General features: G+C 30.3%; 25 protein-coding genes. 13 read left to right on the forward strand and 12 right to left on the reverse strand.

All coding sequences use genetic code 11. The annotated features are described in order from the left end of the window. Positions 1–7: 7 nt before the first annotated feature. The 11 genes from CAMP5060_RS06405 to rpmH are packed head-to-tail and all read right to left on the reverse strand — an operon-like array spanning position 8 to position 11060. Positions 8–421, reverse strand: coding sequence for an META domain-containing protein (locus CAMP5060_RS06405; protein WP_214100524.1), 414 nt, complete (start codon positions 419–421; stop codon positions 8–10). 11 nt (positions 422–432) lie between these two features. Further along, positions 433–2025 (reverse strand): methyl-accepting chemotaxis protein, encoded by a 1593-nt coding sequence (locus CAMP5060_RS06410; RefSeq protein WP_261530262.1) that lies wholly within the window; start codon positions 2023–2025, stop codon positions 433–435. A gap of 14 nt (positions 2026–2039) precedes the next feature. After that, positions 2040–3572, reverse strand: coding sequence for a bifunctional phosphoribosylaminoimidazolecarboxamide formyltransferase/IMP cyclohydrolase (gene purH / locus CAMP5060_RS06415; protein ID WP_214126107.1), 1533 nt, complete (start codon positions 3570–3572; stop codon positions 2040–2042). After that, positions 3569–4339, reverse strand: a complete 771-nt coding sequence (locus tag CAMP5060_RS06420) for a TerB family tellurite resistance protein (protein ID WP_087699476.1) — start codon at positions 4337–4339, stop codon at positions 3569–3571. Before CAMP5060_RS06420 ends, purH begins: the two co-directional genes overlap by 4 nt. Positions 4340–4341: 2 nt before the next feature. Then, complete coding sequence (gene purL, locus CAMP5060_RS06425) at positions 4342–6519, reverse strand: phosphoribosylformylglycinamidine synthase subunit PurL (protein ID WP_261530263.1); 2178 nt, start codon at positions 6517–6519, stop codon at positions 4342–4344. Between the two features lie 14 nt (positions 6520–6533). After that, positions 6534–7862 (reverse strand): tRNA uridine-5-carboxymethylaminomethyl(34) synthesis GTPase MnmE, encoded by a 1329-nt coding sequence (gene mnmE, locus CAMP5060_RS06430; protein ID WP_214100528.1) that lies wholly within the window; start codon positions 7860–7862, stop codon positions 6534–6536. Beyond that, complete coding sequence (locus CAMP5060_RS06435; protein ID WP_261530264.1) at positions 7859–8704, reverse strand: Jag N-terminal domain-containing protein; 846 nt, start codon at positions 8702–8704, stop codon at positions 7859–7861. Before CAMP5060_RS06435 ends, mnmE begins: the two co-directional genes overlap by 4 nt. Next, positions 8688–10268, reverse strand: coding sequence for a membrane protein insertase YidC (yidC, locus tag CAMP5060_RS06440; protein WP_261530265.1), 1581 nt, complete (start codon positions 10266–10268; stop codon positions 8688–8690). The genes CAMP5060_RS06435 and yidC overlap by 17 nt, the downstream gene beginning before the upstream one ends. Further along, entirely contained in the window at positions 10232–10615 is a 384-nt protein-coding gene (gene yidD / locus CAMP5060_RS06445; RefSeq protein WP_261530266.1) for a membrane protein insertion efficiency factor YidD, read from the reverse strand. Before yidD ends, yidC begins: the two co-directional genes overlap by 37 nt. After that, positions 10603–10929 (reverse strand): ribonuclease P protein component, encoded by a 327-nt coding sequence (gene rnpA, locus CAMP5060_RS06450; RefSeq protein ID WP_192866626.1) that lies wholly within the window; start codon positions 10927–10929, stop codon positions 10603–10605. Before rnpA ends, yidD begins: the two co-directional genes overlap by 13 nt. Further along, entirely contained in the window at positions 10926–11060 is a 135-nt protein-coding gene (gene rpmH, locus CAMP5060_RS06455) for a 50S ribosomal protein L34 (protein ID WP_012661270.1), read from the reverse strand. The genes rnpA and rpmH overlap by 4 nt, the downstream gene beginning before the upstream one ends. A 138-nt stretch (positions 11061–11198) precedes the next feature. Between rpmH and CAMP5060_RS06460 the strand changes: the two genes are divergently transcribed. Genes CAMP5060_RS06460 through CAMP5060_RS06470 form a run of 3 tightly spaced genes read left to right on the forward strand, consistent with a single transcriptional unit; the run spans position 11199 to position 13497 of the window. Then, positions 11199–11672, forward strand: coding sequence for a GNAT family N-acetyltransferase (locus CAMP5060_RS06460; RefSeq protein WP_261530269.1), 474 nt, complete (start codon positions 11199–11201; stop codon positions 11670–11672). Beyond that, on the forward strand, positions 11672–12283 hold the full coding sequence (locus CAMP5060_RS06465; RefSeq protein WP_337218096.1) for a uracil-DNA glycosylase family protein: 612 nt from the start codon (positions 11672–11674) through the stop codon (positions 12281–12283). Before CAMP5060_RS06460 ends, CAMP5060_RS06465 begins: the two co-directional genes overlap by 1 nt. After that, complete coding sequence (locus tag CAMP5060_RS06470; protein ID WP_337218097.1) at positions 12280–13497, forward strand: hypothetical protein; 1218 nt, start codon at positions 12280–12282, stop codon at positions 13495–13497. Before CAMP5060_RS06465 ends, CAMP5060_RS06470 begins: the two co-directional genes overlap by 4 nt. Here the strand turns inward: CAMP5060_RS06470 and CAMP5060_RS06475 are convergent. Beyond that, positions 13475–13855, reverse strand: a complete 381-nt coding sequence (locus tag CAMP5060_RS06475) for a YbgC/FadM family acyl-CoA thioesterase (RefSeq protein ID WP_337218098.1) — start codon at positions 13853–13855, stop codon at positions 13475–13477. The genes CAMP5060_RS06470 and CAMP5060_RS06475 overlap by 23 nt on opposite strands. Before the next feature lie 146 nt (positions 13856–14001). On the opposite strand from CAMP5060_RS06475, the gene CAMP5060_RS06480 reads away from it, so the two are divergent. The 10 genes from CAMP5060_RS06480 to CAMP5060_RS06525 all read left to right on the forward strand — a co-directional run. Continuing rightward, on the forward strand, positions 14002–14631 hold the full coding sequence (locus tag CAMP5060_RS06480; RefSeq protein ID WP_214126118.1) for a GntR family transcriptional regulator: 630 nt from the start codon (positions 14002–14004) through the stop codon (positions 14629–14631). Positions 14632–14860: 229 nt separating this feature from the next. After that, on the forward strand, positions 14861–15244 hold the full coding sequence (locus CAMP5060_RS06485) for a RidA family protein (RefSeq protein ID WP_337218099.1): 384 nt from the start codon (positions 14861–14863) through the stop codon (positions 15242–15244). Positions 15245–15262: 18 nt separating this feature from the next. Next, positions 15263–16708, forward strand: coding sequence for an aldehyde dehydrogenase family protein (locus CAMP5060_RS06490; RefSeq protein ID WP_214126121.1), 1446 nt, complete (start codon positions 15263–15265; stop codon positions 16706–16708). A 26-nt stretch (positions 16709–16734) separates the two neighbouring features. Next, positions 16735–17727 (forward strand): membrane dipeptidase, encoded by a 993-nt coding sequence (locus tag CAMP5060_RS06495; RefSeq protein WP_337218100.1) that lies wholly within the window; start codon positions 16735–16737, stop codon positions 17725–17727. Positions 17728–17736: 9 nt separating this feature from the next. Beyond that, entirely contained in the window at positions 17737–19263 is a 1527-nt protein-coding gene (locus tag CAMP5060_RS06500; protein ID WP_337218101.1) for a BCCT family transporter, read from the forward strand. 18 nt (positions 19264–19281) lie between these two features. Continuing rightward, positions 19282–21681, forward strand: a complete 2400-nt coding sequence (locus CAMP5060_RS06505; RefSeq protein ID WP_337218102.1) for a DUF3726 domain-containing protein — start codon at positions 19282–19284, stop codon at positions 21679–21681. Positions 21682–21736: 55 nt separating this feature from the next. Beyond that, positions 21737–22381: a thiol:disulfide interchange protein DsbA/DsbL gene (locus tag CAMP5060_RS06510; protein WP_214135821.1), complete on the forward strand. Its 645-nt coding sequence runs from the start codon at positions 21737–21739 to the stop codon at positions 22379–22381. A gap of 177 nt (positions 22382–22558) precedes the next feature. Further along, the gene (locus tag CAMP5060_RS06515) at positions 22559–23221 is read left to right on the forward strand and encodes a thiol:disulfide interchange protein DsbA/DsbL (protein ID WP_442863350.1); all 663 of its coding nucleotides are present in this window, start codon (positions 22559–22561) and stop codon (positions 23219–23221) included. A gap of 15 nt (positions 23222–23236) precedes the next feature. Beyond that, positions 23237–23971, forward strand: a complete 735-nt coding sequence (gene dsbI / locus CAMP5060_RS06520; RefSeq protein WP_337218103.1) for a protein-disulfide oxidoreductase DsbI — start codon at positions 23237–23239, stop codon at positions 23969–23971. Between the two features lie 16 nt (positions 23972–23987). Continuing rightward, the coding region (locus CAMP5060_RS06525) for an aryl-sulfate sulfotransferase (protein WP_337218104.1) at positions 23988–25127 on the forward strand (1140 nt) is incomplete at its 3' end.

The following is a 25127-nucleotide window of genomic DNA, read 5'->3' on the forward strand; positions in this document are numbered from 1 at the left end:
TTTAGGCTTATTTTAAATATACTTTCATTTTTTTATTTTCCAAAACAATTCCATCATCATCGCTAGTAATTTGAAAATCTCCGTTGAAATTTCTTAAGAAATTATCTTCAAATTTCATAGATTCTTGATCACAAAGCATTTTTGTTGAAGCAAGATTATCTTCTATTTTAATGCTATTTCCTTGATCTTTATAGTTTCCAAAAAATCTATTACATCCTGAAATACCAAAAACTCTTTTGTCCTTATTATCAAAACTAATGCTTGCTTTAGAATTTTGAGGAAGTTCATAGCTTTTTCCATTAGCTTCATAAGAACTTATGGTAAATTCTTTATTTTGTAAATCATCAACACTTAAATTTGCCACAGAACACCCACTAAAAATAGCTAAGCTTGCTATACTTAATGTAATTATTTTTTTCATTTTGATTCTCCTTATACATGAAAATGTTTTAATTCATCTTCTAAATTTTGACAAACTACATTTAACTCATGAGCAACATCAAGTAAAATTTTTGAAATTTCTTCATTTTTGTCGCTTAATTTTACTGTTTCTTGCATTTTATCAAGCAAAGATTGTAAAGTTTCTTGTGTACTTGAGATTTTTTGCATACAAGCATTTGCTAAATCTCTTGCATTTTCATTGCAAACTTTTACTTCATTAGTTCCTTCTACAAGATCTTTTGCATCTTGATTTAAAGAATTAATTTCTTTAGCATTGTGTTTTAACTCTTTGGAAACTTCATTAATACTATCTACTAATTGCTTGGTCACAATAGCAATATTTTTTAAAAATTCTTCTGAGTTTTGAGCAAGATTTCTTACATCTTCAGCAATAACTGAAAATCCACGACCAAATTCCCCAGCACGTGCTGCTTCAATACCTGCATTTAATGATAAAAGATTAGTTTTATCAGCTATTTCTCCCATCATATCAGAAGCTTTTTTAATCTCATCTGCTTGTTTTTCCATAACTTCAACTTTTTGAGATAACACATCTTCATTTTCTGCAACAACTCTTACTTTGTCAACTACCTGATTTAGTGAATCAAGCATAGTGTTTAAAACTTCAAAAGATTTTGTATTTGCCTTATTTGCATTGTTTGAAAGTTCAGCAAGATCTTGCAATTCTGTATGTATTTGCTCGCTTAAATGATAAGATTCATCAGTTTTTGTATGGCCTTCTTTAGTTCTATTTGCTAGATCAAGTGCATTGGCATTTAAAAGTTTAGATTGTTTATCTACCATTTGAGAATTTTCATTGGTAGAAATCACTGCATTTTGAATTTTTTCAATAAATTGATTAATATAAGTACAAGCCTTACCTATTTCATCAGTACTTTTTATGTTAATTCTTGCGCGTAAATCTCCATCGCCACTAGCTAATTCTTTAGCGTGTTTTAAAAGATCTAAAACAGGATTACCCACAACTATTTTCAAGATATAAAGTACAGCAAAAACAGTAAAAAGTAAAGCTATACTAAAAATCACAATATAGGTTCTAGCTGAACTTGCCAAATCATCATCTACATGTTTTAAGTCATTATACATATCCATAACCCCTAAAACATCACCTTCTTTAGCATTAGCATGACAAGCTAAGCAACTTTCATTAGCAATTAATGGGCGTATGAGTCTTAGATAATGCCCTTGATCATTATTAATCTCAACCGCTTTAATTTCTGGTTTGTTAAATTGCTCATTGATAATACTTTCATCACTTTTTGTATATTTTTGCATTTCAAAAAGCTCAATGGTGCTTTTGGAAGGATAAATTTTAATATCTTTTATGCCTTCTATTTCACCTGCTTCTTTTATAGCTTGTTCTATGATGGCAGGATCACCCAAATTCATCGCCATTCTTAGTGTTTGAAAAACAGAAGTGCTTAAGGTATCTAAATTTGCACGGCTGATTCTATCGGTCGTTTGCTGAGAGTCTTTTTGTAAAATAATTTGCATAATAATAAAACTAATTAGCAATGTAGAAATCATTGCTAAAGATATCTTTGCACCTATGCTTTTAAACATTTAAACTCCTTGTATTAATGTAAAAAGTGTCTTACGCCACTAAAATATAATGCAATACCATATTCATTAGCAGCTTGGATGATATCCTCATCTCTTATACTTCCACCTGGTTCGATGATGGCTTTTACACCTATTTTGCTGGCCTCATCTATGCTATCTCTAAATGGAAAAAAAGCCTCGCTTGCTAAAACACAACCATTTAAATCAAGTCCCATTTCCTTGGCTTTATTAATAGCTGCTTTAGCTGCATCAATACGACTTGTCATGCCCATGCCAATAGCCACCATAGCACCATTTTTTACATAAACTACGTTATTTGATTTGGTAAATGCAGCAATTTTCATAGCTATTTCAAGATCTTTTAATTCTTGTTCGCTAGCTTTTCTTTCACTTTTTAACACCGCATTTTTTAATTCATCTTCTTTAACTTCATCACTATCTTGATATACAAAACCACCATCTATATGTTTAAAATCATATTTGTCATAAGCTCTAGTTAAAAATGGCGCTTTTTGTGTAAAGATTTTAATACGCTTTTTATCTTTAAATACTTCCAAAGCATCATCATCTACATTTGCTGCAATGATTACTTCTATATAAATTTCATTGATTTTTTGTGCCAATTCTTTATCTAAAGTTCCATTGATAGCTACAACCCCACCATAAGCACTTAAGGTATCGCATTTAAGCGCATGGATATAGCTTTGGAGTAAGTTTTCTTTTATGGCAAATCCACAAGCATTTGCATGTTTTACAATGGCTACTGCTGGAGCTTTATCAAAAGCACTTGCTAAATTTAAAGCTGCGTTGATATCGGTTAGATTGTTAAAACTTGCTTCACCCTTTAAGGTTGTAAAATTGTGTGTGAAAAAGTCATCAAATTCATATAAGGCGCCTTTTTGATGAGGATTTTCTCCATATCTTGTATCAAACACTTTTTGACCAACAATAAATTTACTTGCACCAAAACCACCATTAAAACGCTCATTCATATAATTTGCTATATAAGCATCATAATTTGCTGTATGCTCATAAGCTTTGATCATCAATGCTCTTCTAAAATCAAGATCTAAAGTATTATCTTTTAAGGCTTGTATGATTTTATCATAGTCTAAAATATCACAAACTACAATGACATTTTTAAAGTTTTTTGCACCACTACGTATCATAGCAGGACCACCGATATCAATATTTTCTACAATCTCATCAAAATCTTGGGTTAAAATTGTAGTTTTTTTGAAAGGATATAAATTCACACAAAGTAAGTCTATGCTTTCAATATTATGCTCTTTAGCTTGCTTTTGGTGATTTTCATCTTCTCTTTTGTATAAAATTCCACCATGAATTTTTGGGTGTAAGGTTTTTACGCGTCCTTCAAACATTTCAGGGCTTTGAGTAAAATCACTAACTTCTTGTACTTGCAAGTTATTTTCTTTTAAAAGCTTGTAAGTACCTCCAGTAGATAAAAGCTCAAAACCTAATTTTGCAAGCTCACTAGCAAATTCTACCACTCCTTCTTTATCACTAACACTAATTAGTGCTTTCATTGATTTTTCCTTTCTATGTATTGTTTTAAAAATTCATAAGATTCATTAACTTCTTGAAATTTTTTTACACCTTCTTTTATTTTTGCTTCATCGCTGTTGTTTGCGTTTAAAATATCAGGATGATATTTTTTAGCAAGTTCTCTATAGCGTTTTTTAAGCTCTTGTAAATTTACATTTTCGCTTACACCTAAAATCTCACATGCTTTTTGCAAATTCATACCTACTTTTTGAGTTTGCATAGAATTTAGAAGTCTCTCAAGTATGTTTACATCAAGATTAAAGGCTTTGATAATGGCTTTTAATACATCTTTTTTAGTGCTGTTAAGTTCCCCATCAATCAAGGCCATTGCGACCAAAACATTTAATATATTAATTCTTTCTTGTTGAGGTAAAGGTACTTCCTTGATGAGTTCTTTGGCTACTTCATAGGTGTCATTTAAGGTGTTTTTGTGTTCATTAAAACTTTGTTTTAAAAATTCTCTTTCTCTTGAATCTTTGGCATTGTAATCAAGAATTTGTGAGATCATGTTAGCTTCATTTTCACTAACTCTGCCATCGCTTTTTGCTATTTTTGCTAAAAGTGCTATAACATAGTAGTTTAATCTTCTTTTAAATCCATCAATTCTTTCTTCGTGATAGCCTTGTTTAAAACCTTGAGAGAAACTTTTAGCTCCTTTTTTAAAAGAGCCCAAAAGATCATCTTTACCCCATGTTTTATAATACCAATAAAATGCCAAAATTGCCAATACAAGTAAAACAAAAAGCATTTTTATCCTAAATATTCATTAAATTTATCAAAATAAATTGTTTGTAGTTTTGCTAAAGATATCTTAATATCATCTAAAATAAAATCTTTTTCATTTAAATTTCCAAGTTTTGTAAATTTAATTCCCATTTCATTTGCAAATTTGATAAATTTTTCTTCATTTTTAACACCAGCTATAACTCTTGTTGGACTTTCTTCAAAAATAAAACTCTTATCTTCAAAATCAGTCTTTACTTCAATACCTAAATTTGCCTTTGCGCTCATTTTAGCTAAAGTAATAGCAAGACCACCTATGCCTATGCTATTAGCACAATCAAGCAATTTTGCTTCGTTTGCTTTTAGTAAGAAATCCCATAGTTTTAATTCTGCGTTAAAATCTATATCTTCAAGCTCTCCTGCTACTTTTTGATCTAGTACTTTAGCAATCAAAGATCCACCAAAAGCACCTTTGCTTTCTCCAAGTAGATAAATAGCTCTAGTGTCTTTACTAAAATATGATTTTAAAACATTTTCTGCTTTTTCATTTACTCCAACACAAGTTATGGTTGGACTCGGAAAAATACTTACTCCATCGGTTTCGTTATATAAAGAAACATTGCCACTTACTACAGGGGTATTGAGTTCTTTACAAGCGAGCTTAATGCCTTCACAACCTTGTGCAAATTGCCACATTACTTCAGGATTTTGCGGGTTGCCATAGTTTAAACAATCACTAATTGCCAAAGGTCTAGCTCCTGAGCATGCTATTTTTCTACCTGCACTTGCAACGGCTGCTGCTGCCCCGATTTTTGGATTTACATAGTTTAATCTTGAGTTGCACTCAATTGCCATAGAAAGTAAGCAATTGTTTTCTTTAATTCTAATGCTATTTGCTCCTAAAGCTCCATCGCTTTTTAAAGTATTAGTTTGTACGCTTGAGTCAAATTGCTCATAAATATAGGCTTTATCGTTAGCATTTTCATTTGCAAGAAGTTTTTCAAATGCTTCTTGAGTAGGAATGTTAAGTTTAAATTGATAGTTTTTTATTTCATCTAAGTATTTTGGTTTAGCTACAGGTCTATCAAGTATAGGTGCTTTTTCACTTAGTGGCTCAATCGGGATTAAACCAACTAATTCATCATGCCAAAATAGCTCCATTTTGCCAGTATCTGTAACTTCGCCTATAATAGCTGCATCAAGCCCCCATTTATTAAAAATCTCAATAACTTTTTCTTCATAGCCTTTTTTAGCGCAAATTAGCATTCTTTCTTGAGATTCGCTTAACATTAACTCATAAGGAGTCATACCTTCTTCTCTCATAGGAGTTTTATCAAGGTAAAGTTTCATGCCGCTACCACTGCGTCCTGCCATTTCAAAAGAGCTTGAAGTAAGTCCTGCTGCACCCATATCTTGAATTCCAACTATATAATCAGTTTTGAAAAGTTCTAAACAAGCTTCCATTAATAATTTTTCAGCAAATGGATCTCCAATTTGAACAGTTGGCCTTAAGCTTTTACTAGATTCATTAAAACTATCACTTGCCATCACTGCTCCACCAAGCCCGTCACGGCCGGTTTTTGAACCTACATAAATTACAGGATTGCCTACACCTTCAGCTTTTGCATAAAAAATATCTTCGATTTTGCAAGTTCCAAGTGCAAAAGCATTAACTAAGATATTTCCATTAAAACACTCATCAAAAGCACATTCTCCACCTATGGTAGGTACACCCATGCAATTACCATAGTGTGAAATTCCGCTTACCACACCTTTAACTAAATATTTTTGATGTTTGCCTATTTTTTCATCATGGATATTACCAAATTTTAAAGAATTCATACCCGCAACAACTCTTGCACCCATGGTAAAAACATCGCGCAAAATTCCGCCCACACCTGTAGCTGCGCCCGCAAAAGGCTCTATAAAACTTGGGTGATTATGACTTTCTACTTTAAATACAGCCGCCATTCCTTTGCCTATATCTATTACTCCAGCGTTTTCACCAGGACCTTGGATTACCCAAGGAGCTTTAGTTGGAAAGCCATTAAGGTATTTTTTACTTGATTTATATGAGCAATGCTCGCTCCACATAGCAGAAATTACTCCAAGCTCTAGCAAATTAGGCTCTCTACCTAATATATTTAAAATTTCTTGATATTCCTCATCGCTAATTTTGTGTTGTTTTATAATTTCTTTATCCATTTTCTCTCCTTTTTTTATTTACCTAAACAAAAATTACTAAACATAGCATCTAAAATTTCATCTCTTTCAAAATCTTTTGTAAATTGGGCTATTTCTCCTATGGCTAAATTTAGTTCAAAAGCAAAAAGTTCTAAAGAACTTTCTTTTAATAAGTCCCTTGCGCGCAAAATAGCTTCGCTAGCATTCTTGCAGGCATTGAGTATTAAGGTATTGCTTATTAGCATTCCATCACCATCTAAAGTATTTAAGTATTCATTTAAATTTTCCTTTATGGCTTGGGTGTTTTCTTGAGCACAAATGCGTATACAAGAAGTACTAATTTCATGTTGAAATTTGGTAACTAGGTCGCTTTTATTTAAAACATAAATGATTTTTTTATCACAATTTTTTAAAGCTTGTAAAATACGCTCATCTTCTTCTTCAAATTCTTTAGATCCATCAAAAACAGCTATGATAATATCTGCTTCTTTAATACTTTCATAGCTTAGATTAACTCCGATTTTTTCTATCTCATCATCTGCATTTCTTATACCTGCTGTGTCGATGATTTTGATTAAATGTGAGCCTATTTTTAAACTTTCCTCGATACGATCTCTTGTGGTACCTGCAATATTAGAAACAATAGCCCTATCAAAAGCCAAAAGTGAATTTAATAATGAGCTTTTTCCTGCATTTGGTTTACCGATAATAGCAACTTTAAAGCCTTCTATAAGTCCTTTTTTGCTTAAAGAAATATCTACTATTTCGCGTAAAAGTTTTGAATTTTTTTCACACATAGTGATAATTTGATCAAGTAAATCTTGTGGTAAGTCATCATCTGCATAATCAATGCTTGTTTCTACAAAAGCAAGAGTTTGAACAAGATCTATTCTAATGGTATTTAAAAATTTACTTAAATCACCTTTAATATTTTTTGCTATGATATTTGCAGCGCTTGCTGATTTTGACATGATGGCATCTTGTATGCTTAAAGCTTTTAAAAGATCCATCTTACCATTTAAACAAGCTCTTTTACTAAATTCACCAGGGTTAGCAAGACGTGCTCCTGCTAAAATAAGCTCATCGAGTAAAATTTCACTTAAAGAAAAGCCTCCGTGGAGTTGAAATTCTACTATATCTTCTCCTGTAAAAGAGTAGGGCGCTTTAAAATAAATTACTAAAGCTTCGTCTAAAAAATCGTTGTTGTTTTTATAAAGTTTGCACAAATGTGCATAGCGTGGTGTTAGTTCTTTTTTGTGGGTAATTTTTAATGCAAGCTCTAAAGCTTTTTCTCCACTTACTCTAATAATACTTATAGAGCCCACTCCATGGGCTGTGGCAATGGCAGCTATAGTATCATTCATTCATTTTTCTTCAAAAAATCATTCACAACGATGTATCTTTGATCGTCATTTTGTTTGATAGCTACATATTTGTCAGGAAAGCGTTCTCTTAATTTTTCTAAAGCAAGTTTTAACCAAATTCCATCAAGTGGTTTTGTTTGAACTCTTCCTGTGTTTTCTACTTTTTCTATAAGAATTTTTAAATAATTTTCTATAGCTTGGGTTTGATTTTCTAAAAATTGAGCAATTTCTAGTCTTGGTTGAATTTTGTATTTAGCACTAAGCCAATTATAAAGCAAATAAGAAAAAGCCTTATATCTATGAGCTTCTTTGCCTATAAGTAAAGCCGCATCTTCTCCATCAAGTTTTATCAATACACAATTTTCATCCCAAACACTAACTTGTATAACCTTGATGTCAAAATCAAAAGTTGCTAGTAGCTTTTCTAATGAAATTTTTATCTCATCGATATAAGAAGTGATATTTCTTTCTTCTGAAGATTCTTTATGAAATGAATCAAAAATGGCATCATTTTTTACTTTATAATGCTCCTTAGGTTGAGCAATATCTTCAATTGGTTTTTGAAAATTTTCTTTGTATTCTTTTTTTGGTTCGTTTTTATCAAAGTTTTTTTGCGTATGCTTGTTAAATTTCTCATTATGAAATTTTTTAGTTTTTTCTTGATGAGGTTTTTGATTTTTTTTATGCCCTTTGATACAAATAATAGCATTTTTTCTAAACAAACCAAAAAATCCTGCTTTAGCATGCTGAATAACTTCATATTCTAGATCAATCACAGAGCACTCAAGTTGCTTTGAGGCTTCTATGAGTGCGGTTTGTAAGTCTTTAGCTTCTATGTTCATGTTTAGCTATTTCCTCTTTTTTGTGGTTTTTGAAAAGTTTATTTACGATCACTTGTTGAATAAGTGAACATATATTATTTACACACCAATATAAAGTTAAACCTGCTGGGAAGGTTAAGAAGAAGAAAGTGAAAATTAATGGTAAAAATTTCATAATCTTTTCTTGCATAGGATCTTGTATGGCCATTGGTGTGATAAGTTGTTGGATAAACATAGTTAGACCCATAAATATAGGTAAAATAAACCATGGATCCATTACAGATAAATCTGTAATCCAAAAAGCCCAAGGTGCAGCTTTTAGTTCTATGGCATTTAGTAAAACTCTATAAATTGCAAAGAAAATTGGAATTTGAATGAGTATAGGCAAACATCCGCTCATAGGATTTGCGCCATGTTTTTTATAAAGTTCCATCATATGTAAATTCATTTTTTGCGGATCACCTTTATAGCGCTCTCTGATTTCTTTCATTTTAGGTGCCAAATCTTTGAGTTTATTCATAGAAATCATTGATTTATAAGTAAGTGGGAAAAGAATAATACGCACGATTAAAGTCATCACTACAATAGCCCAACCCCAGTTACCCATGTAGCCATGTAAAAAATTTAAAAATTCAAACATAGGCTTGGCTATAAAAGTAAACCAACCATATTCTACAACATCATCTAAATCCGCATGAATGCTTCTTAAAATTTCATGCTCTTTTGAGCCAACATAACCGCTTGCTTTAAAAGTATTTGTCGCACTTGCAAAAACGATAGAGTTTTCGTGATTATCTTTAGTAACTACAGCATTAAGTGGTTTTTCAAAATTATAAAAGAAAGCACTATAATAGCGATCTGAAGCTGCCATAAGGGTTACATTAGAAAAACTTTCATCATTTTCTACATCACCATCTTCTAACATTGTGATTTTATCATCTTTATCTAAGATTAAAACGCCATGCACTGTATAGCTATCAACTGCTATATTTGGACGATAACCTGGAGTGATAAAATAAGCTGCGTCTTTGCTTAGATTAACCTCTAAATCATAGTTTCCATATTTATGGAAAGTGATTTTTTTAGTTACTACTAAATCATTTAGATTTTGAGTAAGGATTAAGGTTGTGTTTTCATCGCTTACATTGATAGTTTTTTGACTTGTGGTATATGAAGTATTAAAAGCTTCTTGATTGATTTTTACATCGCTAAATCTTACTTCTAGTGGTAAAGGCGATAAAGAAGTATCTATTAGATTAATACTTTTACCATTTTCGTCTTTATATTTTTCATCACTTAGATAAAATTTAGCTATTCTACCTAAAGAGTCAATATGTGCTTCAAAATGCTCACTTTTAACAACTGCTATTTCTTCTTTTTGATTAACACTAAGTTCTGTTTTTGGAGCTTGGGTGTTTGTGTTTGTAGTGCTTTGTGGGGCTGAATTATTTTGTTCTATTTGGGTGATATTTTGCTCAGTTTGTGGAGCTTTGGGGATAAAAAAATAATCATAAACTACAAAAAATAAAAATGATAATACAACAGCAATTAATATGCGTTTTTGTTGAGATAAATTTTCTGACACGGATTGTCCTTTGGAAATATAATCTTAATTAAAAAAAATTGATTATCGTTGCAAGGGATATAAAGATAGTTGAGTTGTTTTAAAGCATTAAAACTAGGTTTAAAACATATACCTGAGTTTAGATTATTCTTGCGTACTTTAGGATAATCAATACCACCTTTAAAAAACGGATTGCATTTTAAAATTCTTAAAAAAACTGCACCAAATGCTTTAAAAATATTATTTTTTTTAAATTGCCACAAGGCATATTCAGAGCAACTTGGGTAATACCTACAGCATTGTGGTTTAAAAGGACTGATAAAGAGTTGATAAAATCTGATAAGTTTTAGACAAGCTATTTTATACATCCTATTTTTTTCAAACCCCATTTCAAGTTTTTTTCTAATTTTAAAAAAGGAATTTCATTGATACTTGTTTTGGCTACAAGTATGTATTTTCCGTTTTCAACTTGATTTTTAACCTGAAAAAAAGCTGATCTTAAGAGCCTTTTGGCTCTATTTCTTACGACAGCTTTTCCAACTTTTTTGCTAGCAACAACAGCGAATTTTTTTTCATCACTTAAAATGTAAAAGATGATCATGCCTTCGCAATGCCATTTTTTACCTTCTTTATAAATTGTTGCAAACTCTCCTAAGTCGTTAATACTTAGAAAATCTTTTATACCGCTAATCTTTTTCTACCTTTAGCGCGTCTAGCATTGATCACTTTGCGACCATTTTTACTTTTCATACGTACACGAAAGCCGTGAGTTCTTTTTTTAGGGGTTTTATGTGGTTGGTATGTTCTTTTCATATTTTTTCCTTAACTTAAAATAAAAAACAAAATAATAAGCGAGTATGTTAGCAAAATCTTACTTAAATCTGCTTTTAATTAAGAGTTATTTTAAAACTTTTTGCTAAATTTTGATTTTATTTTTTAAATTAAGGAAAAATAATGGCTTTTGAAATTTGTGAGAGTAAAAAAGAAGATTTAGAAAAAATTTTGGAATTACTCAAAGAACTTGCTATTCATGAAAATATGCTTGATGATGTAAAATGCACAACTAAAGAACTTGAAGAATCATTTTTTAAACATGAATATGCTAAGGCTTTGAGCTTAAAGGTTGATGGTGAGATAATAGGCTATGTGATGTATTATTTTACTTTTTCATCTTTTTGGGGTTTGGGTGGATTATACCTAGAAGATATTTACATACAACCAAAATATAGAAAAAAAGGCTATGCTAGAGCTGTTTTTAAATATTTAGCACAAATTTGTAAAGAAAAAAATCTTAAAAGATTAGAATGGGTATGTTTGAACGATAATGATTTAGGGATTGAGTTTTATACTAAATTAAATGCAAAGCATATGAATGAGTGGAGAACTTATCGTTTAGAGGGTGAAAATTTAGAAGCATTGATGTGATGAATAAGCGTAGTTTGTATTATCTAAAAGCTTTTGGCTATGAATACTTTAACGAACAAAAGCAAATTAGACATTTTAACTTAAGCTTTAAAGAATTAAATGAAAGAGTGAAAACTTGCAATCTTTGTCATTTTTCCAAATTAAGAAAGTATAGTTTAATGGAAAAAGAAGCCAAAAATGCTAAAATTTTGATTTACCAAGCTTTTGTTGATAAAGAAGAAAATGAAAGTGGAAAGTTTTTTGCTTCTAAAAATAAGCAAGAGTTTTTAAGATTATTTAAAGAGTTTTTAAATTTAAAAGAAGATGAAATATATTTTTCTTATATGTTTAAATGTTTTAGTAATTTTAAAATAGATGATCAAGCATTAAAATTATGCTTGCCGTATTTTTATAATGAGCTTGATTTTGTAAAAGCAAAGATTATTTTATGTCTTGGTCAAGAAGCTTTTGCGAGTTTGGGTTTTGAGAATTTTCAAAAATACAAAGGGCAATGTATGCGTTTTAATAATGCTTTGCTTTTGCCAAGTTATGATTTGAATTTTGTGAGTAAAAATCCTAGCTTTTATACTGAATTTATAGATGATATTAAAAAAATAAAAGGTTATTTATGAGAAAAAGTTTAGTTTGTTTGATGATGAGTTTTGTTTTAACTTTAAGTGTTTTTGCAAAAGAACAAAAGCCATCACCCATAGAACCTAGCGAGTCTTTTTATCCTAATTTAGAATTTCAAAATTGTGACAACGATTGTTTGTTTACTTTGCTAGAAACAGGACTTTATTTTAATTTTTTATCAAGATTTAACAATGACAATGCAAATGAACTTTTGGTTAATATCTATACTAAACTTTTAAATTCTATTATAGATTTTGAAAAAAGAATTCAAAAAAATGCTAGCATAAAATTAGCTATTATTTTACCTGAGCAAACGATTAAAAGCTACTCTAATACTATTATAAATTCAAGCATAGCGTATTTATTAAGACAAAGAGCGCAAATAAAAGTAAAGGTGTTTTTAATAGGCACAGAAGATGAGAGCAAAATAGCTAAAGCTTTTAAACAAGCTCAAGATGAGAAATTTAATTATATCATCGCAGGTTTTACAGATAAGGGTGTGAAAATTTTATTAAAAGAAAATCTTGATTCTAATGTAAAAGTTTTCATACCAACTGCGCACAAAAGAAATTTTGATACGCAAAATGAAAATGTATATTTTGGAAGTATAGATTATCAAAAACAAATTCAAAGACTTTTAGAGTATTCAAATGGTAAAAATATTATTTTTTCAGATGGAACACCTTTGGCAAATCGCTTAGATGAGAATGTTTTAAACGCAGGGAATGGTAGTGAGAAAATTTATACTATTAATAGTTCTAAATTTGATTTTAGAAGCATTTTAAATCAAAATAGAAGTTTTCAAGATTCTAGTATTATTTTAAATACTTCTTTAATAAAAACAGCACTTATAAGCTCGCAAATAAGAACTTATGATATAGAACCTTTTGTGCTATTATCAACTCAGATTAATTATAATCCTATTTTGCTAAGTTTAACGCAAATTAATGATAGAAAAAAACTTTTGCTAGCAAATTCCATTTCTAATGAGGATCAAACTCTAAGCTATCTTAATGAGCTTTTTTCGCAAAATATTAATTATAACTGGATAGCGTATGCAACTAGCGTGGGTCTTGATTATTTTTATACGCAGTTTTTAGATAAAGACTCTCAAAGAATTTTCGATGAGAGTTTAAATAATAATCAATTTGACTATAAGGTTAAGATCATACGCTCGCAAGGCTTAGGTTTTACTCCTTTACAAGATCAGTAAAAACCCTAGCTATAGCCTCATCTATAGGGGCTACTTTTTCATTTTTTAAAAAAGCTAGGGTAAAATCAGCTTCAAAAAGCTTGGTGTTATCTTTGTAAATCTCTTGCTTTATACAAACTGAGGCTTTTTTAAGCTTTGTGATAAATGTTTTTACTTCTATAAGATCTCCAAGTTTAGCGGGTTTTAAAAAGTTACAATTTGCTTTAGTAAGTAGAAAATGTCCTGTGTTTTTATCAAAAGTTTTTGCGTTTCTTTGAAAAAAAATCTCACTTCTTGCTCTTTCGCAAAATTTTAAGTAGTTGCTATGGTATACCACTCCACCTGCATCAGTATCTTCGTAATAAATTCGTATTTGCATTTAAAATCCTTTTTTTGTTTTTTTATAATACATTATATTTAAAGTAAATCGAATATCAAAATGAACTTTAATCATTAATATTCTGTCTTAAATACATTAATAATTAGATATTATTCTATAATTTATATTTTATATTTGGAAATTACATGAAAAAAGTGAAAAATAAAACTTTGGCTGAACAAGTATATGATGAATTAGAAAGAAGAATAGTTTTTTGTGAAATAGAGCCTGGTAGTGTTTTGACAGAACAGGGCATAGCAAATATGCTTGATGTTGGACGTACGCCTGTAAGAGAAGCATTATTGTTGCTTTCAAAACGTTATTTGGTGAATATATCAAAAGCAGGAATAATGGTTCCACAAATGAATGCTTCTTTGCAAATGCAACTTTTGGAGGTAAGAAGAGTTATTTTGAAACTTTGTATAGAATGTGCTATAAAAAGACTTACTGAGGATGATAAAAAAGCTATAAATGAACTTTTAAATGAAATTGAAAATTATGATGAAATAAATTTTTTATCATGGCTTGATAAAAGACAAGATGTATTAGCTAAAGCTTCTAAAAATTATTTTATTTACGAAGAATTGAGAAATGTGCAAGGGATTTCAAGGAGATTTTGGTATCGCTATGCTCAAAATAGTCAACATGATATTGTAAAAGAAAAACACAAGAATATATTAAAAGCTGTGTATCAAAAAAACACAGAAAAAGCCTTGGAATATGTTGATGATATTATTGATTATTTTGAGAATTTTGTTAAACAATATTTGATTTGATATAATCATATAATAAACATATATATTCAATTTTACAACTAAAACTATCTTACTAACTTATTTGATATTTTAATCATAGGAATATCTTTTAAATATGTTTACCAATATTCACATATTTATATGTTTTTTCAAGGTAATAAAATATATAATATATTTATTGTCGGCATTAAGTATTTATTAAGTTTTTTTCCTATAGACTTGAGAATATAACAATACAAAAAGGAGTTGTATGTCAAGTAAAATAGCGGTTAAAACAAAATTATTTCCATCAAAATCTCCATTAGAATGGGCGGTTATATCAAATAATATTTTATATACAGCACAAATTCCTATTGATAAAAATGGAGAGGTTGTTACCGGTGGTATAAAAGCGCAAACCAAACAGGTTTTTTCAAATCTTATTCATACTTTAGAATGTGTTGGTTCTAAATTAGATGATGTGTTACAGATTTTAATTTATGTTACAAAAAGAGAAGATTTAAAATTTGTAAATTCGGTATATTCAACCTATTTCAATACAGTTTATCCAAATAGAGCTGCATTTATTGTTTCTGGTTTGGCTAGAGAAGAAATGCTGGTTGAATTTGTAGTTTATGCACAAACTTATAATTAAAATTATAAAGGAGATAAAATGTTAGATTGTACTAAGGGTTTATATATTAATGGTCAATGGGTAGAGGGTGTTAATACTATAAAAAATATTAATCCATCTGATATTGATAATGATCTAGGGGATGTAGCACAGGCTGATAAAAAACAAGTAGAGCTAGCTATTGATACTGCTAAAGAGGCTCAAGCTTCTTGGGAAAAAACTCCTTTAGAAGAAAAGGCAAATTTGCTTTATAAAATCGGTGAATCTTTAATGAATAGAAGCGATGAGATTGGAAAAATTATATCCCTAGAAGAAGGAAAAACAAAAATAGAAGGAAAAGGAGAAGCGTTTAGATCGGGTCAATTTTTTCAATATTATGCAGCTGAAGTATTAAGGCAAATTGGGGAAAATGCAGCATCTGTAAGAAGTGGTGTTGATGTTGAGATTACAAGAGAGGCTGTTGGTGTTGTTGGTATTATTTCTCCTTGGAATTTCCCTGTCGCAACAGCTTCTTGGAAAATAGCTCCTGCTCTTTGTTTTGGTAATAGTATAGTATGGAAACCAGCTAATACCACTCCAGCTTCTGCTGTAGCTTTGGCTGAGATTATTCATGAGCATGGATTGCCAAGTGGTGTATTTAATTTAGTTTTAGGTAGTGGTGGGGAAGTTGGTGAGACTATTATTAATTCTAGAAATATCAACGCACTTTCTTTTACTGGATCTGTTGATGTTGGTAGAAAAATAGCACGTGCTACGGCTGCAAATTTTGTTAAATGTCAATTAGAAATGGGTAGTAAAAATGCCTTAGTTATTATGGATGATGCAGATCTTGATCTTGCTGTTGAGTGTGCTATTGCAGGAGCTTTTTCAGGTACTGGACAAAAATGCACAGCAAGTTCTCGTTTGATTGTTATGGAAAGTATTCATGATGCTTTTGTTGAGAAAATGGTTTCTAGAATGAAAACATTAAAGGTTGGCCATTGCTTAGATGATGGAATTTTTATGGGACCAGTAGCCGATAACAAACAATTTGAATCTAATTTCAAGTGGGTTCAAAGAGCTAAAGATCTTGGAGCGGAATTGGTATTTGGTGGTGAAAAATTATCACTTGATAAAAATGGTTACTATATGTCTCCTACTTTATTTATTAATACTGAAAATGATTGGGATGTTAATCAGGAAGAAATTTTTGCTCCATTAGCATGTGTGATTAAAGCAAAAGATTTACAAGAAGCTGTTGCGCTTAATAATGGTACTCGTTTTGGATTGACTTCAGGGATTGTAACATCAAGTTTAAAAAATGCAAACATATTTAAAAAAGAAGCAAAAAGTGGTTGTGTTATGATTAATCTTCCTACAGCTGGAACAGATTATCATGTGCCTTTTGGAGGCAGAAAAGAATCTAGCTTTGGTTCAAGAGAGCAAGGTTCTTATGCGAAGGAATTTTACACAGTTGTAAAAACAACTTATGTAAAAGCTTATTAAATATTGTTTACAAAAAGGAGGTGGTTATGTTTGGGAAAGATATCATTATAGATGGTTTGCAATATTGCAAATGGGATAAAGAATATTTTAAATTTTTAAAATCAAGCGGTGTTAGTGCTGTGCATGTTACTTTAGTATATCATGAAAATGCTAGAGAAACACTCACTAGATTTGCCCAGTGGCATAGATTTTTTGAAGAATTTAATGAATATATATTGCCTGTTTTTTCAAGCGAAGATATTTTAAAAGCAAAAGCTCAAAATAAGGTAGGGATTTTTTTTGGAGCACAAAATTGTTCTTTGATTGATGATGAAATAGGGTTAATATCTATTATGAGACAGCTTGGTTTGTTGATTATGCAGCTAACTTATAATAATCAAAGCTTATTGGCTACTGGTTGTTATGAAAAAAACGACAGTGGTATCACTCGCTTTGGCAAACAAGCGATTGAAGAAATGAATAGGGTTGGTATGATTGTTGATATGTCTCATAGTAGTGATAGATCAACATTGGAAGCTATTGACATATCGTCTCGCCCTATATGTATATCTCATGCTAATCCTAAATTTGCGCACAATGGATTGCGAAATAAAAGCGATGAGGTGATAAAAGCTTTAGCTAAGAGAAAAGGTTTGATAGGTTTGTCTTTATATCCTTTTCATTTGCCAAATGGAAGTGATTGTACATTGGATGATTTTTGTAAAATGAGTGCTGATTTGGCAGATATGATAGGGGTTGATCATATAGGTATAGGAAGTGATTTATGTTTAAATCAACCATTAGATGTATTAGAATGGATGCGCAATGGTAGATGGTCTAAGATAAAAGATTATGGCGAAGGTAGTGCTACTAATTCCACATGGCCTAAAAATGTGTCTTGGTTTAATGATTCTAGTGGCTTATATAATATTTATAAAGGATTGATTAATTATGGGTTTTCTGAGAATGATGTAAAAAAAATCATGGGTCTTAATTGGCTTCATTTTTTACAAGATGGCTTAAAAGCTCAAACTTGCTAAGGAGTTAAAATGTTAAACAGTGCTCCTAAAAACAATACTCGTATTGATAAGTTGACTTTAATTTGTAGTAGTGGATTTTTGATGATATTTGTTGTAATAGCTTTAATTGATTCAAAGTTACTTAGTGCGATCGTTGAGTTTGGTTTTAATGTCTCAGCAAAATACTTTGGTGTTTATTGGCAAATTTTACTACTTTTGACTTTTATTATTGGGATCGGGCTTAGTTGGGGAAGAACAGGCGGCGTAGTTTTGGGTAATATTAAAAATCCTGAAATGAGTACATTTCAATGGATATCTATTATTATGTGTACTTTACTTGCAGGCGGAGGTGTTTTTTGGGCTGCTGGAGAGCCTATAGCTCATTTTGTTTCACCATCTCCTGTATTTGGAAATACTAGTAATATTTTTCAAAAAATCACAGAAGCTCTAGCACAATCTTACATGCATTGGAGTTTTTTATCTTGGGCTGTTTCTGGAACTATTACCACAATAGTGCTAATGTATTTACACTATGAAAAATGCCTTCCTTTAAGACCTAGAACTATTCTTTATCCTATTTTTGGTGATAAAGTTATACACGGATGGATTGGTTCTTTAATAGATGCTTTTTGTATTGTGGCTGTTGCTGCTGGCACTATAGGACCTATAGGATTTTTAGGTTTACAAATTTCTTATGCGCTAAATATGATTTTTCAAATACCAGATAATATAATCACTCAAATGAGTATTATTATTTTGGCTATTTTGGTTTATACTATATCCTCACTTAGAGGTTTAGCAAAAGGCATTCAAATTCTTAGTAAATGGAATGTTATTTTAGCTGTAGGTTTGATGTTTTTTATTTTTATTTTTGGTCCTACAAAATTTATTTTGGATGTTTATGTTCAAGGTGTTGGAACTTTGATACAAAATTTTATACCTATGGCTACTTATAGAGAAGATACTGTTTGGCTTGCATCTTGGACTTTGTTTTTTTGGGGGTGGTTCTTAGGATATGGTCCAGTATTGGCTATCTTTATTGCTAGAATTTCAAGAGGTAGGACTTTAAGAGAGCTTATTATAGCTGTGAGTATATGTGCGCCAATTATTACAATGTTTTGGTTTACTATTGTTGGTGGAACAGGATTGTATTTTGAAATAGAAAATCCAGGCAGTATAAGCTCTGCTTTTAAAGGTTTTAATATACCTGCTGCATTAATAGCAATAACACAGTCATTACCATTGTCAACATTTATTTCAGCATTATTTTTGATATTGGCAGCTATTTTTATTATTACAACTGGTGATTCTATGACTTATACTATGAGTGTTATTGTTAGTGGGAATACTGAACCTAGTAAGCTTCTTAGAGCTTTTTGGGGAATTTTAATGGGGGTATTGGCAATTATTTTAATATCTATCGGACAGGGAGGAATTTCGGCTTTACAATCATTTATAGTAATTACTGCTGTGCCTGTTTCATTTATATTATTACCAACCTTATGGAATTCTATACAGATTGCAATCAAAATGGCAGATGAGCAAAATTTACGTTAATACAAAAAAGGAGACAAAATGAAAAATGATATGAAATTAAGAAGTCCACAAGAAGTCATGTCTTTAGAAAGACTAGGTTCTATGCACTCATCTAGACTTAGTTTTACTAGAACTTTGATGAGGAAAATTGCTCAAGAAAAGTGGGTATTAAAAAATATTTTATGGGATTTAGATGATAAAGGATTTGGTGATGTAATATATCAAGTTAGAACACCTCATGGAATATATCATCTTGTTATATTTGCTAATTATATAAAAGATGAAGAAAGAAATGATAGAGTTATAGCAAATAAGTGGGATGTTACTTTTACTTTTGTAAATGGAGAGATTGATAGTGGATTATTGACTGTTTTAAAAGAAAATGTTCCACTGCAAGAAGCTGGTAGAAATTTTAACAATGCTTTTGTTTTAGCAAGGGCTAATAAAAGTGTAAGAATTTTTGAATATATTGTTAATTCTTTAGCTAATGGAAAACAACCTGATTTAGATGAACTAGCTAAAGTTGGTTATATATTAAGAACCACAGCTGTATATGGAAGTGGAAAATTTGGAATTTCTGATTTTGATAATCTGCAAAAAAATGGAGATTTTTCTCAGTCATTTTCTGCTGAAATGTGTGCTGTTTATATTGTAAGGCAATTTAGCTTAGATTGGGTAAATTATATAGCCAAACAGCGTGGTGGAGATAAAGCTGTAGAACTTGATAGAGATATTCAAAGATATTTAGGTGTGGGAAATGCTACTGGACTTGGTATGGCTCCTTATTTGATTAAACACCCAAAAGTTGTTGATAATTGGCTTTATCAAAGAGAATTAGCTTTGTCAAAAGTTATGCAACAAAAGCTTGATATGAGCAAGGCTAAAGAATTGATTGATTATTTAAAAAGAGCAAGTTTACATCTTAAAGAAATAACAACAATAGATTCAAGGCAAGATAATTTAAATAAAATAGCTTCAAGTGAGCTTTCTTATATAGTAAAAGAAATAAAAACAAAAATAAATGCTTCTATGATTATTGAAGAATTTGTAGAATATACAAAAAAATATTCTTTGGAAGCACAAGAAATCGTACTTTCGTGTTTATTAGAACTGTATCCTGAATTAGTTGATATACACGATAAAATGATGACAATCGATGAAACTCCATTAGAACTTACTGGTGTTAAAATTTCTGAAATTAAAAATGTAATAGAGAAAAAATATGATTGGGCTTTAGGTATTAATTTTGAAAATTCTGAAAATAATTATTGGTTTTGGTATATATCTGAAGAAAAAGAAGAGCCTAGGCTTGGAGTAAGAGGTATTGATAATGGAGATGAACTAGAACAACCTTTAGATATTGCTAGGCAAGTGGTTAAATTTTACAATGCTTTAAAAAATCAGGATGATTATTTACATATAAGTAAATTTTTACTAGAAAACCCTTGTTTTACATCTATAGCTAGAAGAGTTTGGACTATGGGAAACTGTGCAATGGGTGATATAAGAGCTAATGTTTTAGCAAAAGACTTTTTGCCTATGCATCTTTTAAGAGCTAAATTGTCTATGTTTGGTGCAACAAAGTATGATCCAAGATCAGATAGATGGGTTCAAGTGACATTGTTTCAGAATGCACCTTTAATGGATGAAATTCATGCTAATGAGTGGATGTTTCCATTATTGCCAAAAAATAAGCATAGTGTTTGTGATTTATCTAATAATAATGTTTATGTTTCCAAAAACGAACTTAAAGCTGCTTGTATTAAAGCTTATAATGGATTAAAATTAAATCTTGGAGAAGCTGATTTAATTGCATCTATGGTTATTGACATGCAAATGGCTGGATTAAATGGATTGTCAAATTTTCTTAAAGCTGCGCCTTATTTAAAAAGCGACAATTTAGATATAACATTAAATATTACAAATGAGTATTTAAGTGTTGATCTTAATCATCATAGCATATTATGTCATATTCAAATTATTATTGCGTATGCGCTTGATTTTTTAAATCAATATAATTCTTTAAACATAAAAATTTCAAAATGTTATAATAGGTGTTTTGTGTATTCTCAGTTAAAAAGATTATCAAATAAAAATTTATATGTTAAAGCTTATTGGTATGACATAAAACAATCTCAGTATGTGGAATACTTTATAAAAAATAATGAAGATTTTCCAGATGTTTTAATGAAAAATATACCTTGTGATTTAGATGAAAGAGTGCTTTATATTGAAATTTCTAAAAACTCTTTAGTTAGAAATGATGAGAATATAAGTATCTCTCATGACATTATTGAAAAAAATTACGAAGAGAGTGTTCAAAAAGGCATCTTATTACAAAAGAAAGAATGGGAAGAATTGTTGAAATACACAAAAGGAATTATGGTTCAATCTAGTGAGCAATCAAGAAAAGATGCTGGGGGCGTGGTTGAATTCTGATATTTATGATATTACAATATAATTATATTGTAATATCATGATATAGGAGTTAAAATTGAATTTAAAAAATATCTTTTTGATTGTCTGTTGCGTACTCGGTTTTGCTATAAACGCAAATGCATTAAGTGAGGGTAAAGAGTATATTACCTTAAAAACGCCTATCCCAAATGCACAAAATTCTTTGATAGAAATTTTTTCTTATCGTTGCATTCATTGCTATAATCATCATCAGTTTCACACTCTAGCAAAGGTTAAAGAGGCTTTGCCAAATTTAAAATATGATCTTTTTTCGGTAAGTTCTATGCTCGAATATGGTGGTGCTTTAAATGAGATGTTTGCTTTAGCTTCTTTTAAAGAAAAAGCTTTAGGTTTAGATGTTACTAGTGAAAAAAGTCTTACCTATAAGCTTGCTGATGTGTATTTTATAAGTCATTTTGAGCAAAAGTTAAATTTAAACAATCTTGATTTATTTTACAAAATAGGCTTAAATGCTATCGGTGCTAATAAAGAAGAATTGCAAAAATTTTTACAAACTAAAGAAGCCAAAGAGCTTTTAGCTGCTTATGATGTGGCTAATGAAATTTCAAGAAATTATGGCACGCCTGCTTTTGTAGTAAATGGTAAATATCAAATCAATCCTGAATATATCACTTCTTTAGAAGAACTAATCCGTATAGTTAAAGAACTTTCTACTAAATAAATATACAAAACATTATATCTTTAGTTTCAAGATATAATGTTTTATTTAAATAATAATAAATTATTATTTAATTTTTATTTTGTATTTTTATCATCATTTAAGTTAGATTAGTATAATCTAATATTGTTTGTAATATTTTTTAATAATTAATTATAAACACAATAAAAGGAGGTTTAAATGCAAAACAAATTTAACATGTTTTTAAGATCGGCTTTGTTGGCTGCTTTTGTTTTTGGTGTGAGTGCAAATGCGCTTAGTGAAGGCAAAGAGTATATTACCTTAAAAACGCCTATCCCAAATGCACAAAATTCTTTAATAGAGGTGTTTTCTTATCGTTGTACGCATTGTTATGATCATCATAAATTCAATACAATCTCAAAAGTTAAAGAAAAATTACCACAATTAACTTATAAATTTTATCCTGTTAGTTCTATGGGTGATTATGGAAAGCAAGCTAATGAAATTTTTGCTTTTGCTGCTTTTAAAGATGAACAAAATAAAGTAAGTCAAAGTGATAAAAATAGTTTAACTCATAAAGCTTCTGAAGCATATTTTAATGCTTATTTTAAGAAAAAACAAAGATGGGGAAATGGAGCCAATCCTGAAGCGTTTTATGAAGTAGGATTAAAAGCAATTTCAGCAAGCAAAGAAGATTTAGATAATTTTTTAAAAACTCCTGAAGCGGGTGAAATTTTAAAATCTTATGAAAGTGCTAATGATATTTCTAAAAACTATGGCACACCTGCTTTTGTAGTAAATGGTAAATATCAAATTACACCGCAAGCTATCACATCTCCGCAAGCTTTGATAGAAATAACAGAAGAGTTAAGTAAGATGTAGTTTTTGGAGTATTTTATGAGTTCTTGTCCTGTTAGTAGAGTTAGTGCTTGGCAAAACACTAGAATACCTTGGTTGATAATGGTTGTAGCTATGATAAGTTTAACTTTCATAGCACACTTTTTGTTTCAAGAATACCTTTATATGGAGCCTTGTGAGCAGTGTGTTTATATAAGATTTGCCATGTTAACTATGGCTTTTGGTGGTATTTTAGCCTTGATAGATCCTAAAAATGATTATTTGAAAATTTTTGCATATACTTTTGTATTTTGGGGTATATGGCTTGGTATAGAGTATTGTCTTACTCTTAATCATATCCACGAAGTAGTACATTCAGAAAATCCTTTTGCTGGTGTTGATGGGTGTAGAGAAATTCCTATATATCCTTTTAATTTACCATTGCATGAATGGGCACCAGGATGGTTTTTACCAACAGGTGAGTGTGGTATGGATACACCTATAGTACCTGAAGATGTTTATGGTAGTTTAAATGCTTTTCAGAAATTTTTTGTTGGAACTCCTCCAAATTTTGAAGATGGGTTGTATAGTAATGGTTGGTATTTGATTCCTAGTATGGAATTTATGAATATGGCGGTTTGTTGCTTATTGGCTTTTGTTGTTTGTTTGGTGATTTTAGGAGGCATGTTTGTTTCTTATGCATTTTCACATCCTAAGGCTAAAATTTATGCTTTGATTGTTTTGGTGTTTATAATTATTCTTAAAATTTTAGGTGAGCCAAATTCTGTTGTGTAAATATAAAAGGAAAACAATGAAAAAGAATAATTTAATAAAAAAATATATTTTATTTGTAAGTTCTATAGCGGTGTTTTTTCCAAGTGTTGTTATGGGCATAGGAGGCGCAAGTGGCCCTAAGACATATCCATCTCAAGGAAAAATAGGGGCTGTTGTAATGAACCCATATAAAACAGCCCCTTTAACAGCATTAATAAAAAATGGTGGATATGACATAAAAAATGTAAAAGTTGAGGTTCTTGGAAAAGACAAGGATGGCATTAGCATTAGATATAATCCTAGCAACAGAGAAGTTTTAACGCATGGTGGAATTCCTATTTTCGGTCTTTATCCAGATTATATTAATAGAGTAAAGGTTTATTATGAAAGAAGTATAGATGGATTGAGATCTGAGAAAATTTTAGAAGAATATAAAATTTATGCACCACCTATATATATCGAAAGTACTGGTGTTAATCAAAATGGAATATTACCTAAAGCTAGAATTGTTATTAAGGCGGATAAAAAGTTTAAAAATAATCTTTATTTGATTAATCATTTGATTAGATATCCTTTAGCAAATAGCGCTCAAGCTGTATGGAATAATCCAACAGGTGGAGCAATGGAATGGGATTTGCAAAGTTATAATTGGATAGTAGATACCAATGGAGATGTTAGATGGTATTTGAAAAATGATGAGTTGAGAGATCCTGAAAATATATATAAAAAAGGCAATATGATGGGCTTTGTTCAGTTAGAAAATGGAAGTTTATTGTGGGGTATGGGGCAAAGATATATGAATTATGATTTAATGGGTAGAGAAATTTTTAATCGAAGATTACCTATGGGTTATATAGATTTTTCACATCATATTGAATACACAGAGAAAGGAACTTATTTGCTTCGTGTTGCTAGTTCTGATCAGAAAAGAAAAGATAATAAAAATGTTAGAACTGTAAGAGATGTTGTTATTGAAGTGGATAAAGATGGAAAAGTGATTGATGAATGGAAATTGTATGATATTTTAGATCCGTATAGAGACGTAAATTTACTTGTTTTAGACCAAGGAGCTGTTTGTCTAAATGTGGACAAAGATAAAGTTGGTACAACTTCAAAAAAAGAAGACTTAGAGGATAAAAATGCTCCATTTGGAGATGTTACAGGTGTAGGTGCTGGT

Source organism: Campylobacter sp. 1569 (assembly GCF_024723675.1).
Taxonomy (GTDB): Bacteria; Campylobacterota; Campylobacteria; order Campylobacterales; family Campylobacteraceae; genus Campylobacter_D; species Campylobacter_D jejuni_C.

What these genes read in the sequence shown, in the direction of transcription:
- dsbI (WP_337218103.1), top strand. Translation starts at nt 23,237, where the DNA reads ATGAGTTCTTGTCCTGTTAGTAGAGTTAGTGCTTGGCAAAACACTAGA.
- CAMP5060_RS06495 (WP_337218100.1), top strand. Translation starts at nt 16,735, where the DNA reads ATGTTTGGGAAAGATATCATTATAGATGGTTTGCAATATTGCAAATGG.
- CAMP5060_RS06505 (WP_337218102.1), top strand. Translation starts at nt 19,282, where the DNA reads ATGAAAAATGATATGAAATTAAGAAGTCCACAAGAAGTCATGTCTTTA.
- purL (WP_261530263.1), bottom strand. Translation starts at nt 6,519, where the DNA reads ATGGATAAAGAAATTATAAAACAACACAAAATTAGCGATGAGGAATAT.
- CAMP5060_RS06470 (WP_337218097.1), top strand. Translation starts at nt 12,280, where the DNA reads ATGAGAAAAAGTTTAGTTTGTTTGATGATGAGTTTTGTTTTAACTTTA.
- CAMP5060_RS06435 (WP_261530264.1), bottom strand. Translation starts at nt 8,704, where the DNA reads ATGAACATAGAAGCTAAAGACTTACAAACCGCACTCATAGAAGCCTCA.
- CAMP5060_RS06480 (WP_214126118.1), top strand. Translation starts at nt 14,002, where the DNA reads ATGAAAAAAGTGAAAAATAAAACTTTGGCTGAACAAGTATATGATGAA.
- CAMP5060_RS06405 (WP_214100524.1), bottom strand. Translation starts at nt 421, where the DNA reads ATGAAAAAAATAATTACATTAAGTATAGCAAGCTTAGCTATTTTTAGT.
- purH (WP_214126107.1), bottom strand. Translation starts at nt 3,572, where the DNA reads ATGAAAGCACTAATTAGTGTTAGTGATAAAGAAGGAGTGGTAGAATTT.
- CAMP5060_RS06490 (WP_214126121.1), top strand. Translation starts at nt 15,263, where the DNA reads ATGTTAGATTGTACTAAGGGTTTATATATTAATGGTCAATGGGTAGAG.
- CAMP5060_RS06420 (WP_087699476.1), bottom strand. Translation starts at nt 4,339, where the DNA reads ATGCTTTTTGTTTTACTTGTATTGGCAATTTTGGCATTTTATTGGTAT.
- CAMP5060_RS06465 (WP_337218096.1), top strand. Translation starts at nt 11,672, where the DNA reads ATGAATAAGCGTAGTTTGTATTATCTAAAAGCTTTTGGCTATGAATAC.
- CAMP5060_RS06410 (WP_261530262.1), bottom strand. Translation starts at nt 2,025, where the DNA reads ATGTTTAAAAGCATAGGTGCAAAGATATCTTTAGCAATGATTTCTACA.
- CAMP5060_RS06475 (WP_337218098.1), bottom strand. Translation starts at nt 13,855, where the DNA reads ATGCAAATACGAATTTATTACGAAGATACTGATGCAGGTGGAGTGGTA.
- CAMP5060_RS06485 (WP_337218099.1), top strand. Translation starts at nt 14,861, where the DNA reads ATGTCAAGTAAAATAGCGGTTAAAACAAAATTATTTCCATCAAAATCT.
- CAMP5060_RS06515 (WP_442863350.1), top strand. Translation starts at nt 22,559, where the DNA reads ATGCAAAACAAATTTAACATGTTTTTAAGATCGGCTTTGTTGGCTGCT.
- CAMP5060_RS06500 (WP_337218101.1), top strand. Translation starts at nt 17,737, where the DNA reads ATGTTAAACAGTGCTCCTAAAAACAATACTCGTATTGATAAGTTGACT.
- yidD (WP_261530266.1), bottom strand. Translation starts at nt 10,615, where the DNA reads ATGTATAAAATAGCTTGTCTAAAACTTATCAGATTTTATCAACTCTTT.
- mnmE (WP_214100528.1), bottom strand. Translation starts at nt 7,862, where the DNA reads ATGAATGATACTATAGCTGCCATTGCCACAGCCCATGGAGTGGGCTCT.
- rpmH (WP_012661270.1), bottom strand. Translation starts at nt 11,060, where the DNA reads ATGAAAAGAACATACCAACCACATAAAACCCCTAAAAAAAGAACTCAC.